This is a genomic window from Streptomyces sp. NPDC029041 (genome assembly GCF_040637515.1).
GTDB lineage: Bacteria > Actinomycetota > Actinomycetes > Streptomycetales > Streptomycetaceae > Streptomyces.
Genome location: NZ_JBEZWO010000007.1, coordinates 198,856 through 211,846, shown reverse-complemented (window position 1 = coordinate 211,846; position 12,991 = coordinate 198,856). Strand labels below are relative to the sequence as shown.

The 12,991-nt window shown below is 71.9% G+C and carries 10 protein-coding genes; 4 read left to right on the top strand and 6 right to left on the bottom strand.

The genetic code is table 11. The features are described 5' to 3' along the window. Positions 1–48: 48 nt before the first annotated feature. From AB0F04_RS19615 to AB0F04_RS19605, 3 genes are all read left to right on the top strand, one after another. A complete protein-coding gene (locus AB0F04_RS19615) occupies positions 49–606 on the top strand; it encodes a hypothetical protein (RefSeq protein WP_362043142.1) in 558 nt (185 codons plus the stop codon). A 61-nt stretch (positions 607–667) separates the two neighbouring features. Beyond that, positions 668–1,366: an alpha/beta hydrolase gene (locus AB0F04_RS19610; protein WP_362043140.1), complete on the top strand. Its 699-nt coding sequence runs from the start codon at positions 668–670 to the stop codon at positions 1,364–1,366. 79 nt (positions 1,367–1,445) lie between these two features. Next, positions 1,446–2,615: a lactate 2-monooxygenase gene (locus AB0F04_RS19605; RefSeq protein ID WP_362043138.1), complete on the top strand. Its 1,170-nt coding sequence runs from the start codon at positions 1,446–1,448 to the stop codon at positions 2,613–2,615. 57 nt (positions 2,616–2,672) lie between these two features. Here AB0F04_RS19605 and AB0F04_RS19600 read toward each other — a convergent pair whose 3' ends face one another. From AB0F04_RS19600 to AB0F04_RS19590, 3 genes are all read right to left on the bottom strand, one after another. Further along, complete coding sequence (locus AB0F04_RS19600) at positions 2,673–4,298, bottom strand: RICIN domain-containing protein (RefSeq protein WP_362043136.1); 1,626 nt, start codon at positions 4,296–4,298, stop codon at positions 2,673–2,675. A gap of 329 nt (positions 4,299–4,627) precedes the next feature. Beyond that, a complete protein-coding gene (locus AB0F04_RS19595) occupies positions 4,628–5,005 on the bottom strand; it encodes a toxin Doc (RefSeq protein WP_190896391.1) in 378 nt (125 codons plus the stop codon). Between the two features lie 3 nt (positions 5,006–5,008). Then, positions 5,009–5,254, bottom strand: coding sequence for a hypothetical protein (locus AB0F04_RS19590; protein WP_030845137.1), 246 nt, complete (start codon positions 5,252–5,254; stop codon positions 5,009–5,011). A 174-nt stretch (positions 5,255–5,428) separates the two neighbouring features. On the opposite strand from AB0F04_RS19590, the gene AB0F04_RS19585 reads away from it, so the two are divergent. Next, the gene (locus tag AB0F04_RS19585) at positions 5,429–6,361 is read left to right on the top strand and encodes a sigma-70 family RNA polymerase sigma factor (protein WP_362043134.1); all 933 of its coding nucleotides are present in this window, start codon (positions 5,429–5,431) and stop codon (positions 6,359–6,361) included. A 47-nt stretch (positions 6,362–6,408) separates the two neighbouring features. On the opposite strand, the gene AB0F04_RS19580 is transcribed toward AB0F04_RS19585, so the two are convergent. The 3 genes from AB0F04_RS19580 to AB0F04_RS19570 all read right to left on the bottom strand — a co-directional run bounded on the left by AB0F04_RS19580 (position 6,409) and on the right by AB0F04_RS19570 (position 12,768). Next, positions 6,409–7,200, bottom strand: coding sequence for an alpha/beta hydrolase (locus AB0F04_RS19580; protein ID WP_362043132.1), 792 nt, complete (start codon positions 7,198–7,200; stop codon positions 6,409–6,411). Positions 7,201–7,274: 74 nt separating this feature from the next. Then, on the bottom strand, positions 7,275–9,518 hold the full coding sequence (locus tag AB0F04_RS19575) for a glycoside hydrolase family 9 protein (RefSeq protein ID WP_362043130.1): 2,244 nt from the start codon (positions 9,516–9,518) through the stop codon (positions 7,275–7,277). A gap of 151 nt (positions 9,519–9,669) precedes the next feature. Next, positions 9,670–12,768 carry a glycoside hydrolase family 2 TIM barrel-domain containing protein gene (locus AB0F04_RS19570; RefSeq protein ID WP_362043128.1) on the bottom strand — a complete coding sequence of 1,033 codons (3,099 nt, stop codon included), beginning with the start codon at positions 12,766–12,768 and terminating at the stop codon, positions 9,670–9,672. Positions 12,769–12,991: the final 223 nt, after the last annotated feature.

The following is a 12,991-nucleotide window of genomic DNA, read 5'->3' as shown; positions in this document are numbered from 1 at the left end:
CCTTCGTGACCCCTTGTGTTCATGGACTGGCCGAGTAATCGTCATTACATGATTACGAATGAGCAGCGAGAGAAGCTTCGCGGCTGGTTCGCCGGCCGCCTGCCCGATGACCTCTTCGAGGAACTGGCCGAGATCACGGTCGACCGCGAGGAGATCACCGTCATCGGCCGCATCCCCGCACCGCGGCTGGCCGGGGACGCCCCGGCCGGCGAACGGGACGCGGCCCTGGAGAGCCGGGCGCAGGAGTTCCGGGAGCGCACCCGTGAGGACCGGATGGCCGTGGCCCGGGAGGCCGAGCACCGGTTCGGCCGCAAGGTGTCCTGGGGCGTGGAGTGCGGCGGACGGCGCACGCTCTTCACGCACGTCGCCGCGCCGGTCATGACGCGGCTGCGGCAGCCGGAACGCCAGGTACTCGACACCCTGATCGCCGGCGGCGTCGCCCGCAGCCGCAGCGAGGCGCTGGCCTGGTGCGTGCGCCTGGTGCAGCGCCACACGGACGACTGGCTCGCCGAGTTGCGCGACTCGCTCGAGCACGTGCGGCGGGTCCGGGCCCAAGGTCCGGACGCAGAGCCGGACCACACGTCCGGTGCGGACGACCAGGAGTGACACAGGGCCGACAGCCCGGCGGCCGCGAGGCGTTGTCAGAGCACGCGGCTACGTTGCCCGCATGAGCGACTTCGTGATGGTGGCAGGGACCTGGCTCGGGGCGTGGGCATGGGACGAGGTGGCCACGGAACTCCGCGACGCCGGGCACGCGGTCCATGCGTTGACGCTGTCGGGCCTCGCCGAGCGGCGGGACACACAGCCGGCCGGGCAGCGGACGCACGTGCGGGACATCGTGGAGGAGGTGGAACGACTCGGTCTGCGAGAGGTCGTGCTGGTCGGGCACAGCTACGCGGGCATCCCGGTCGGGCAGGCCGCCGAGCGGATCGGCGACCGGCTGCGGCGCGTCGTGTTCGTCGACGGGAACGTTCCGGTGGACGGGGAGTCCTTCCTGTCGGGCTGGCCCAGTGACCACGTCCGGCGGGCGATCGACGACCATGCCGGGTACTGGCTGCCCCTCGGCCCGCAGGACTACGCGGGGCAGGGGCTGACGGACGAGCAGATCGCCCGGATCGTGGGCGGCTCGACCCCGCACCCCGGCGTCACGCTCACCGAACCCGCCGTCCTGGCCGGCCCCCTGGACGCACTGCCGGCGACGTACGTGAAGTGTCTCCTCGACGGGGACGAGCCGATGCCGGCCGTGGCCGCGCTCCTCGAGAACTCCGGCTGGGACCTGGTGACGCTGGACACCGGGCACTGGCCGATGTTCTCGCAGCCGCGCCAACTGGCCCGCGTCCTGCACGCGGCGGTGGCCCGGCCCTGATCCCGCGGACCGCATACCGCTCGGTATCGTCGCCCGCAGGGCGGTCTCGACGAGGAGACGACGAGAGGCGGGGCGTACGGTGGGCAGGCACTGGGCGGACTTCCAGTACGAGATCTATCTGAACGGGATGACGGGCGCCGTACCGCGGCTCCCCACCGATCTGACCCGGCTGGAGGAGCTCACCGAGCGGCGGCTCGGGCCCGGGCCGGTCGGCTATGTGGCGGGCAGCGCGGGCAACGGCAGTACGGCCCGCGCCAACCGGGCGGCCTTGGAGCGCCGCCGGATCGTGCCACGCATGCTGCGGGACGTGCACGAGCGGGACCTGTCGGTCGAGGTACTGGGCCGTGCCCTCCCGGCCCCGCTCGCCCTGGCCCCGGTCGGCGTGCTGTCGATCATGCACCCGGAGGCCGAGTCCGCCGCGGCCCGGGCCGCCGCCGCGCAGGGCGTGCCGTTCATCCTGTCGTCGGCGTCCAGCACGCCCATGGAGCAGGTCGCCGAGGCGATGGGCGACGCCGAGCGCTGGTTCCAGCTGTACTGGCCGAAGGACCCGGAGGTGGCCCGCAGCTTCCTGAACCGGGCGAAGGCGGCCGGGTTCTCCGCCCTGGTCGTCACCCTGGACACGCCGTTGCTGTCATGGCGGCCGCGCGATCTCGACCAGGCCTATCTGCCGTTCCTGCATGGCGTGGGCACCGCCAACTACTTCTCGGACCCGGCGTTCCGGGCGGGCCTGGCCAAGCCGGTGCACGAGGATCCGAACGCGGCGGTGATGCACTTCGTCGGGATGTTCTCCGACCCGGCCAAGAGCTGGCCGGACCTGGCGTTCCTGCGGGAGAACTGGGACGGCCCGATCGTCCTCAAGGGCGTCCTGCACCCGGACGACGCGCGTCTGGCCGCCGACGCCGGGGTGGACGGTGTGGTCGTCTCCAACCACGGCGGCCGTCAGGTGGCCGGGGCCGTCGCGGCGGCCGACGCGCTCCCCCGCGTGGCCGAGGCGGTGGGCGACCGGCTCACCGTCCTCTTCGACAGCGGCGTCCGCACCGGCGACGACATCGTCAAGGCCCTCGCCCTCGGCGCCCGCGCGGTCCTCGTCGGCCGCCCCTACGTCTACGGCCTCGGCCTCGACGGCCGGTCCGGTGTCGAGCACGTCATCCGCTGCCTGCTCGCCGAACTGGACCTGACGCTCGCCCTGTCGGGCCATGCGACGCCGGACACGATCGGTCCTGCCGACCTCGTCGAGGATCCGGCGTGAGGGGTGGGCTGCGCGGCGCGTCCGCCGCACAGCCCCGTCAGGCCTCAGGGTCCTTCGTCACCCGGTCCGGCCGTCGGCCAGGGTCACCTGGCGGGCCGCCGGGTCGCCCTGTTCCTCGATCGACAGGGAACCGGACGCAGCCGGCAGGGGCTCGGCCTGCCACCGCTGGGCGTCGGAGGAGCGGTCGCGGACCTTGACGACGATGTCGGCGTCCGGGTCGTCCCCGGCCGGGGCGAGGGCCAGTTGCTCGTCCCAGCGGGGCAGCAACTCCCCCTGCACGGTGAGGTCGTAGCGCACGTCCTCGCCCCGCTCGGCATCCTCCTCGGCGCAGGTGCCGAGGACGACGACACCGGCGTCCTTGTGGGAGTCCAGGCACAGCCCGGGATCGGCGACGCTGCGCAGCAGCCCGTCGTCCTCGTAGGTCCACTGCTGGGTCCACACCGGGGAGCAGTCCGCCAGTTTCGTACCGGAACCCTCCTTCGGCAGGTCGCGGATGTCGAGGCACAGATCGGCACCGGCGTTGCGCAGCCGCATCACCCCCTCGGCCGCGGGCAGCCCGGCCTTGCCGGGGGGCGTGACCGACGAGGAGCCCTTGCCGCCGGCGGCGCTGTCGGAGCCGGCCGGGTCGGCCTCCCCGCCGTCGTAGGACGACGCGCTGATGATGAGGATCGTCGCCAGCACCCCGGCCGACACCGCGCCGACGCCCGAGAGCAGTGCCCGCGAGGAGCGCAGCGCCTCCGGAAGGCCTCGGGCGGGCACGGGGAGCCGGGACAGCAGCCCGTGCCGCCCGCCGCCCCGGCGTCCGCCGCCGCGCCGGTTCGCACGAGCGCCCCCCGTGGCCTGCGCGGCACGTCCCGGGCGTGAGTCGAGGTAGCGGCGGGCGCCCCAGCCGAGCACCGCCTCGGCGATCAGAGGTCCCAGCGGGCCCTCGAAATGGCTCAGTTGTTCCGCGGCGTTCCGGCAGTAGCGGCACTCGTCCAGGTGCTGCTGGACGTCCGGCAGCAGTGCGCCGCCCCGGCGGATCGGGACGTCGAGGAGGCGGTTGTAGAACCGGCAATCATGGGTCGGTGCGAGTTCGCGATGGGCCTGTACACAGCCTCGGCGGAATGCCTCCCGCGCCTGTTCGAGGGCCGCCGCCGCGATGTCGGCGTCGATGCCGAGCAGTCCGGCCGGGACGCTTAAAGGATCTGCCTCGACCTCTGCGTGCCAGAGCAAACAGCGCGAGTCCGCGGGAAGTGCCTGGAATGCCCGCTCCGCGAGGGTCCGATTTTCGGGCGTCATGGACGTGGCCGCGCGCAGCCCGCGTCCTCCGGCCGGTTTCTGCAAGGCGGGCAGAACGGCTGTTATTCGATCGTCGGCGGACCACTCGCGGATCGTGTCGCGCACGGTCACCAGCAGGGCCGGGCGCAGCGCGACGGCGGACTCGCCGAACGCGAGGCGGTTGAGGGTCCGGTGGAAGGCGGTCCCGGTCACCATGGCGGCGACCTGCGCCGACGAGGCGAGACAGATGACCGCGTAGTCGTGCACCGGCTGGTAGTGCCGCGCCATCAGCAGCGCCACGGAATGGGCGGCGACCTCGCCCTCCGGACTGCCTCTCAGTGGGGCGGCGAGTGATTCATCGGATTCCCCCGGATCCCCGCCGGGCGGGGGATACGGAGGACGAGGGGGGTGGGGGGTGGGCACTGAGATGGTTCCTTCCCACGCATGTGACACACAGAAGTTCTGTCGCCGAAAAAGGAGGCCCGGTTGGTGCGTTCCTCTTTTGACGGTGCGCGGGAGGTGATAATTCACCGACGGCGAATCGGACGTGGTCCACAAATCACGTGCGACACCCGGCCATTCCCCCCGCACGCGCGTTTCACTCTCGCACAACCCGCACACGGCCAACAAGGCGCCCGGACAACATCCCCACCATTGACAGAAAGTCAGAAACGGGGAACGGATGTGCACGGATCGCACCCGTTTTCGACATTTCCCTGCGGCCTGTGTGCATCGGCACCCGGCCCGCTTCCTCAGATCTGCCAGGACCGCAGCCGGTCCGCCGCGCCGTAGACGTCGGTGGTGCCGGACAGCAGGTCGCGGGCGAGGTCGACCAGGGCGCCGTAGGGCGGGTCGATGCCGACGCCGCTGACGAACATGTACGCCACCGCGGTAGCGCAGGCGAAGCGGGCGTTGGCCGAGGGCAGCGGCCGGAGCACGGTGATGGCGTGCAGCAGCGCGGCGGCCCGCCAGGCCGGGTCGGAGTTCACCCCGAGACGCGGCGGGTCGACACGGTGCCGGGCGACGGCGGCGACCAGCGCGGAGAAGTCGTTGACGGTGGGCTGGTCCGGCAGCACCTCTTCATGGCGCTGAAGCAGCCAGGGCACGTCGATATGGATCACGGGCGCCATGGGTCAGGCGGCCCGCCCTTCGCCCTTGGCGGGCGGTTCGTCGTCGGGGAACGCGGCGGCGAACTCGTCGGCGTGGGTGGCGAAGAACCGGCGGAAGGCCTCCGCGCCCTCCTGCAGGGCCCGGTGGCGGGCTATGTCGGCCGCGGCCGCCTCCCGCACGAGTGCCTTCATGGACGTACCGCGCTCCTTGGCGATCTGCCTGAGGTCCTCAAGTTCGCGGTCGCTGAACTCCACGTTGAGAGCTGGCATGCCATCACGGTACCGCTCGGGTACTGACTCGTAAATACCCCCAGGTCAGGATGGTTTTCAGGTGGTACCACGAGCAAGGTCGTCCGGTGATGTGGGTCACAGGAGACCGTTCGGTGTCACATTCCGGGGCCCCGTCCGGCTCACAGGGGTGAGACGTCCACGGGAGGCCCACGCATGACCCAGTTCTCCGTAGACCGCACCGGCTCGCCGCTCGACCAGGCGACCGGGGTGTTCACCGACCATCGCGAGCTGCTGTTCGGCGTCGTCTACAACATCCTCGGCAGCGTCGCCGACACCGAGGACGTCCTGCAGGAGACGTGGCTGTCCTGGACGGCCCGCGGTGGGGGCGCCCCCCTGGCCGGCGTCGGCAACCCGCGTGCCTATCTCGTCCGGGTGGCGGTCAACCACGCGCTGCGCCGCCGTGCCGTCATCAGCCGTCGGCAGGAAACGTACGTCGGCCCGTGGCTGCCCGAGCCCCTGGTCGCCCCGGAGGAGAGCGAGACCGCCGAGAGCCCGGCCCTGCGTTCCGAGTCGGTGTCACTGGCGATGCTGGTGGTCCTGGAGTCGCTGACACCGCTGGAGCGGGCCGTGTTCGTGCTGGGCGAGGTGTTCGGCTATCCGCACGCCGAGATCGCGGAGATCATCGACCGCTCCCCCGCCGCCGTACGCCAGTTGGCGCACCGGGCCCGGGAGCACGTGCACGCCCGGCGGCCACGGTATGAGGCGCATCCGCGGGTGCGGCGGGAGGCGACCGAGCGGTTCCTGAGGGCGGCGCTGGGCGGGGACATCGCCGAGCTGATGGAGGTGCTCGCGCCGGACGTCACGGCGTGGACCGACGCGGGCGGCAAGCGCCGGCGGGCCGGTCTGCGTCCGGTGCACGGCCGGGACAAGGTGGCCCGTCTGCTCACCGCCGGCCGGGGCGGCCCGGACCACCCGGTCTGGCACCGCCGACGTGTCAACGGCGACGACGCGGTGGTGCTGTTCGACGGTGACGCGCCGTTCGCCGTCCTGGTCCTGGACCTCACGCCGCAGGGCGACCGGGTGCGCGGCATCTACGTCGTGGCCAACCCCGACAAGCTCGCCCACCTGCCGAGGACGGCCCAGTGACCCCCGGGCCCACGATCGGGCGCGGGCGGACGGGACCGCGCCGCGGGTCAGGAGTGGGCGCGGCAGAACTCCCGGACGGTCCGGTTGAACGGCTCAGGGGCCTCGATGTTGCTGAGGTGCCCGATGCCCGGGAGCACGACCAGCGTGGCCCGCGGGATCGCTTCGAGGAACTGGTGGGCCACGGACGCCACGGGTGAGCGGGTGTCGAGCTCGCCCCACAGCAGGAGCGTGGGTACCGCGATCCGCGGCAGCAGATCCCGCTGATCGGCCTCCACCATGACGGTGAGCTCGGTCCGCATGCTCTGGGGCCGGGTGTCGGCCGACATCACGGACAGCAGGCGTACGGCTTCGGGGGGTGGCTTCCCGGCGAACAGACCCGGCATGGTCGGTGCGAACGCCTCGGCCGGGACGGCCAGCATCCGCTCCGCCCCTTCGGCCCGGGACCGCACCTCCGCCGCCGGCAGCGAACCCTTCCAGCCCGCGTAGGTGTCGACGAGAAGCAGCGTCCGGACGACCTCGGCGTGGTGCCGGTAGAGCTCCAGCACGACGGTCCCGCCCCAGGAGGTGCCGAGTACGTGGGCGGGGCCGAGGTCCACGTCCTCGACGACGGCCGCGAGGCAGCGGGCGTAGTCCGCCAGCGTGAAGGCGGGCGGGACGTCGGAGGAGCGGCCGGCGCCCGGCTCGTCCCAGGCGACGACGGTGAACTCGTCGGCCAGGTCCTCGGCCTGGGGGCGGAACTGACGGGCATCCGCGATGGCGCCGTGCGCGAGCACGAGGGGCGGGCCCTGGCCCACCCGGTCGTACGCGACCTCGATGCCGTCGACCCGCACCGCTGGCATGACACCAGGCTACGCGCGCGTGCCGGAGGAGTCCTCCCGACGGACTCCCCCGGCAGCGCATCGCTGCCCCTCTCCTACCCCTGGTCGGCCACGAAGGACGCCATGCGGGTCAGGGCGGCGTTCCAGTTGATCGTGTGCTCGTTGGTCGACCAGGACTGGATGTCGTCGACGTAGCAGAACTGGCCGACGCAACCTTGGAGTTTGCTCTGCGCGTAGGGGTCCTGGATGCTCGAGTTCGGCCCGCCCGCGAGGGTGCCCTTCGGCGGGTTGGGCTGAGCGGGGTCGAGCTGGTGGGCGTACCAGCGGCTGTGCTGGTTCTGTGCGCTGACCTCGCCGTAGCCGGTGACGTAGGAGATGTTCAGCGCGTTGCGGCCCAGGATGTAGTCCATGCTCTGCAGCGCGCCGTCCCGGTACTTCGAGGCGCCGGTGATGTCGTACGCGGTGGCGAGGACGACGGCGTTGTTGAGCACCTGGTGGCTGGAGCCCCAGTCGTAGGTGTGGCCGTCGGGCGCGTACGGCATGCCGTAGGGGTGTGCCCTGAGGGTGGCCAGGTAGCGGTCGGCGCCCTGGACGACGGACCGGCGCACCGCGTCCCGGCCGGGCAGCTTGTTCGGCACGGTCGCCAGGTCGAGCCGCCCCGCCGGTCCGGTGCGGGCCCAGTCGAAGCCGATGGGCTTGAAGAGGTCGGCCGTGTGGACCGGCGACTTCAGGACGTACTCCTCGTACCGCTTCTCCCCGGTGGACAGGTACAGCTCGGCCGCCGCCCAGTAGAAGTCGTCGGTGACGTCGCTGTCGGGGTAGGCACCGCCGCCGATGCCGTCGCTCTCGGAGGCGTAGCGGTCGGGGTGCGCGAGCGCGGCCGACCATGCCTTGCGCGCGGCGGCCAGGGCCTTGCCGGCGAACGCCCTGTCGTAGGGCCGGTACAGGCGGGCGGCCTGCGCGGCCGTGGCGGCCAGATTCAGGGTGGCGGCGGTGGACGGCGGGTGCAGTTCACGCTTCTGCGGGTCGTCGTGCGGCATGAGCGGCAGGCCGGTCCACTGCTCGTCGTGCATCTTGTGATGGGCCATGCCGGCCAGTGGCCTGCCGTCGGGCACCTGCATCTTCAACAGGAACTCCAGCTCCCAGCGTGCCTCGTCGAGGATGTCCGGGACCTTGTTGCCGCTCTCCGGGATGGCGAGCGTGCCGTCGCGCAGCCTGTCCGCCCGCCCGGTGCGCGCGTGCCGGGCGCGCTCGTAGGTGCTGAGCAGTTCCCAGGTGGAGATGCCGCCGTTGACGACGTACTTGCCGTGGTCGCCGGCGTCGTACCAGCCGCCGCCGACGTCGAGGGTGTAGTCGCAGACGCCCGGCTGGCAGGGCACGGCGGTGTCGCCCTTGTTGGGCGCCACTCCCACGTGCCCGGCCGGGCGGCCGTAGCCGGGCCGCAGGTCGTCGCGTATCGCGATGCCGCTGCGCTGGGTGTAGTAGTACTTCGCCGAGTCGAGACGGAGCCGTTCGTAGGCGCTCGCGTCGATGTCGAAGGGCCGGCTGGATTCGCCGTCGGCGACGAGCGTGAAGCCCGTGCCCCTGGTGCGGAAGGCGCCGAAGTCGATCGAGTGGACGTTCTGCCCGGACGAGGCGTCGACGCCTCGGGGCAGGGTCGTGCCCTTGGCGACGACCGTCCCGCCGGAGTTCTTCAGCTGCCAGGGCAGCTTCGCCGTGGCGTCGGTGACCAGCGTGGCGTTCTTGGGCCCGGCGGGCAGATAGCCGACCTGGTTGACGCGGACCCGGGGCCCGGTGTCGGGCTCGTACGGCTCCGGCGCCACCCCGCCGAGCAGCGAGACGTCGTCCATGCAGAAGCGCCAGGGATCCGCGCTGCCGCCGAGCTGGAAGCCGACCTGGCCCTGCGCGGTGTCGACGGGCGAGGTGAAGGTGTAGGAGTAGCGGTCGCCGGAGACGCTGAGCTGCGGTGTCACCTCGTGGTAGGTGTCGTAGGGCGACACCGACAGGCCTACGATCGCCCGCACCACGTGCCCGGCGGGCGTCCCGGTCGCACTGAAGGAGAAGCGGTACGACTCCCCCTTCACGAGGGTGATGTCGTTCTGCCCGACGGCGGCGTCCCAGCGGTTGGTGGTGCCGCCGGGGACGTCGGCGCAGAGCCGGCCGTCGGAGACGCCCGCGGTGACGTTGCTGGTCGTCCACCAGGGCGCGGTGCCGGTGTCGAAGGTGCCGTTCTTGACCTGCTCGGCCTCGTCGGCCCCGGCGGGCGCCGACGGCAGCGCGGTGAGCGCGGTGGCCATCAGCGCCGTCAGGGACAGCAGGGCGGTTCTGCGTCGTTTCACGTCTGGGCTCCTCCGGGAGGTGCGGGTGGCGCTCGGCGTGGGAGCGCTCCCAGATGCGGACGAGGCCATGGTTGTGGCAGATGTGACGCCCCGTCAACGGTCCGGACGGGACTGGCTGTTCGTCACCCGTCCGGACCGTGGCGCCCGGGGTTCAGGCGGGCGGAGTGTCCAGCCGGCTGATGCGGATCGCGCCGCGGGGCTCGCCGGGGTGCCGGCTGGTCATGGTGAGCCGGATACGGGAGCCGCGCAGGGCCTTGAACGTGATCACAGTGGGGGCGCCGGACGCGGCCGCCCAGTCGATCTCTGTGTCCCGGGCCCCCTGCCACGCGCGGCCGTCCCACACCGCCACCGCGATCGTGGCGGGCAGGCTGTGGGCGGCGTCGACTGTGAAGGAGACGTCCACCCGGTCGAAGCCGCGGGTGCGCCCGTGGTCGACCGAGACCCAGTCCTCGGCCCGCGCGCCGTCGAAGGCCGGCAGCAGGGCGGTGGCCTCCTTGAGGAAGCCGTTGGACCAGCCGGTGGCGGAGTCGCCGTCGAGCATGGCGGAGGGGAGGGTGTCCGGACGGCCGGAGTAGCTCGCGTCCGCGTGCGGGTGGCCGCCGGGGGCCGGGTGCGCGGGCTCGAAGGCGGGCGGCGCGGTCTCGGCCCGGTCCCCGGCCCGGGTGGCCCGTACGGTCGCCGTGTCCGCGCGCAGCCCCTCGGCGCGGGCGGTCACCTTCACCGCACCGGCCTCGGTGCCGGACCGGACGATGGCGAGGGCCTTGCCGTGGAAGGCGGTCCGGGTGCTCGCCTGGTAGCGCTCGGCGCTCTCCTGCCGGCCGTTGTCGAGTCCGGCGAGGGACCCTCCCTTCACGGTGAAGGAGAGCAGGTGCTCCGCGTCCGGCACCACCACACCGTGCCGGTCGACGACCTCGGCGGTCACGAAGACCAGGGAGCGGCCGTCCGCGGCGACGGACTCGCGGTCCGGGGTCAGGCGTATCGCGTGCGGAGCGCCCGCGGTGCGCAGCACGTCGGTGGCGACCACCGTGCCGCCCCGCCGTGCGACGGCCTTCAGCTCGCCCGGTTCGAAGGGAACCCGCCAGGTCAGGTGGAGCTTGCCGGCGCTGCCGTTCGGGCTGGTGTAGCTGCCGGGGTGGGGGCCGTCGGTGAAGGTCTTGTCGTCACCGGTCGCCTCGGTCGTCTCCAGGTAGGTGCGGCCGTCGAGGGTCTTCTTGGTGTCGAACCGCCGTACGCCGAGCGACTTCCCGTTGAGGTAGAGCTCGACGGTGGCGACGTTCGCGTACGCCCACACCTCGACCGTGTCGCCCTTGTCGTGGTTCCAGGTCGTCGGCAGCAGGTGGACCATCGGCTCGCTGGTCCACTGGCTGCGGAACAGGTGGTACATGTCCTTCGGGAAGCCTGCCGTGTCGACCGCCCCGAAGAAGGACGCCTTGACCGGGAAGACGTCGTAGGGGGTGGGTTCGCCGATGTAGTCGATGCCCGACCAGAGGAACTGCCCGGCGAACCACTTACGGTCCCGGTCCTTCTTGTGGCCGTACTCGCCACTCATGGTCCAGGAGGCGAGGTTGTTGTCGTACGAGGAGGTCGCGCGTCGGCCCGGGGTGTGGTTCTCGCCGGTGTTGAGGCGCTCGGGCTCCTGGTAGGCGCCGCGGGTGGAGGTCTCCGAGGAGGACTCGGACTCGAAGAGGAACAGGTGCGGGTAGGCCGCGTGCAGCTGGTCCACGGACTTGGCGGTGTTGTAGTTCAGGCCGAGGCCGTCCAGCTTGGCCAGCATCAGATCGGCCGCGGAGCCCTTGGCGGGCAGGCGGCGGTACTTGTCGGAGCCGATGACCAGCGGGCGGGTGTCGTCGGACGCCCTGATCGCCCCGATGATCCGGTCGGCCATGGCGAGGCCGGCGGTCGAGGTGGAGTCGGGGACCTCGTTGCCGATGGACCAGGCCAGTACGGCGGGCGAGTTGCGGGCCGCCAGCACCATCTCGGTCGCGTCCCTCTCGCACCACTCGTCGAAGAACCGGCCGTAGTCGTACCGGTTCTTTCCGGTCCGCCAGCAGTCGAACGCCTCCACCAGCAGGACGACGCCGAGCTCCTCGCAGACCTGGATCACCTCGGGCGCGGGCGGGTTGTGCGAGGTGCGCAGGGCGTTGACGCCCATGGAGCGCATGATCTCCAGCTGCCGCCGGACGGCGTCGATGCTGACGGCGGCGCCGAGCGCGCCCAGGTCGTGGTGGAGGTCGACACCCTTGATCTTGTGGTGGGTGCCGTTGAGGAAGAAGCCCTCGTCCGGGTCGAAGCGGAAGGTGCGGAAGCCGAAGACCGTGCGGTAGGTGTCGCTGGTCCGGCCGCCGACGCGGAGTTCGGTGTGCAGGGTGTAGCGGTGCGGTGTCGCGAAGTCCCACAACTCCGGGTTTCTGACCCTCAGTTCGTGGGTCACGGTGCGCTCGCCGGTGACGGCCGCGGTGGTGGAGGACGTACGGGCGACCGTCCGGCCCCTGCGGTCGGTGATCCGGGAGACGATCTCGACGTCCGCGCCCTTGCCGGAGGCGTCGACGACGGAGGTGGCCACCCGTACGACGGCACGCTCGGCGGAGATCTCGGGCGTGGTGACGCGGGTGCCCCAGCGGGCCACGTGCACCGGTTCGGTGATCACCAGGCGGGCCTCGCGGTAGATGCCGCTGCCCGAGTACCAGCGGCTGCTCGGCAGCCGGTTGCGGACCTCGACGGCGATCACGTTCTCGGTGGTGCCGTCGGTGTGCACCAGGTCGGTGAGGTCGAGGGCGAAACCGGTGTAGCCGTAGGGGTGACGGCCGGCCTCCGTGCCGTTGCAGTAGACGGTGCAGTCCATGTAGACGCCGTCGAACTCCACGCAGACGCGCTTGCCGGCGAGGGTGGGCGGCAGGGTGAAGGCCAGGCGGTACCAGCCCAGGCCGCCGGGCAGGAAGCCGGTGCCGCTGGTGGTGCCGTGCTCGGTGGTGGGGGTCTGCTCGATGCTCCAGTCGTGCGGGACGGCCGTCTCGCGCCATCCGGAGTCGTCGTAGCCGGGAAGGTGGGCGTCCGCGAAGGCGCCGGTCGGGTCGGTGATGCCCCCCGGGTTCACCAGCGCGAAGCGCCAGCCGTCGCGCAGTGCGACGGTCCGGCGGCCGGGCGCGCCGCCGGTCTGCCCGGCGGCCCACGCCTCCGGGGCACCGGGCAGCGCTCCTGCCGCGGGCGCGGCCGCGGAGGCGAACAGAACCGATCTGCGCGTGACCGACATGGAATCTCCCTCACGAGGGCCCAGAAGTACTCACAACTGATCGCGAACAAACAGATTCTGTCGAGGCGTCACACCCGGACGTCAAGGGTGCGGCCGGGCCCTTCTGCCCCGGCGATCACTTCGGCCGGAACTGCGCCCCGCCCCCGCCGGGGAGCGGCACCGGGGTTACCGGTCCACGCCGGGCGCCTACGGACTACGCTGGAACTCAACTGACTTCCCTGTT

Bases quoted from the DNA above. Each gene is read 5' to 3' on its own strand.
- AB0F04_RS19615 (WP_362043142.1), top strand. From the start codon at position 49: ATGATTACGAATGAGCAGCGAGAGAAGCTTCGCGGCTGGTTCGCCGGC.
- AB0F04_RS19610 (WP_362043140.1), top strand. From the start codon at position 668: ATGAGCGACTTCGTGATGGTGGCAGGGACCTGGCTCGGGGCGTGGGCA.
- AB0F04_RS19595 (WP_190896391.1), bottom strand. From the start codon at position 5,005: ATGGCGCCCGTGATCCATATCGACGTGCCCTGGCTGCTTCAGCGCCAT.
- AB0F04_RS19590 (WP_030845137.1), bottom strand. From the start codon at position 5,254: ATGCCAGCTCTCAACGTGGAGTTCAGCGACCGCGAACTTGAGGACCTC.
- AB0F04_RS19585 (WP_362043134.1), top strand. From the start codon at position 5,429: ATGACCCAGTTCTCCGTAGACCGCACCGGCTCGCCGCTCGACCAGGCG.
- AB0F04_RS19580 (WP_362043132.1), bottom strand. From the start codon at position 7,200: ATGCCAGCGGTGCGGGTCGACGGCATCGAGGTCGCGTACGACCGGGTG.
- AB0F04_RS19570 (WP_362043128.1), bottom strand. From the start codon at position 12,768: ATGTCGGTCACGCGCAGATCGGTTCTGTTCGCCTCCGCGGCCGCGCCC.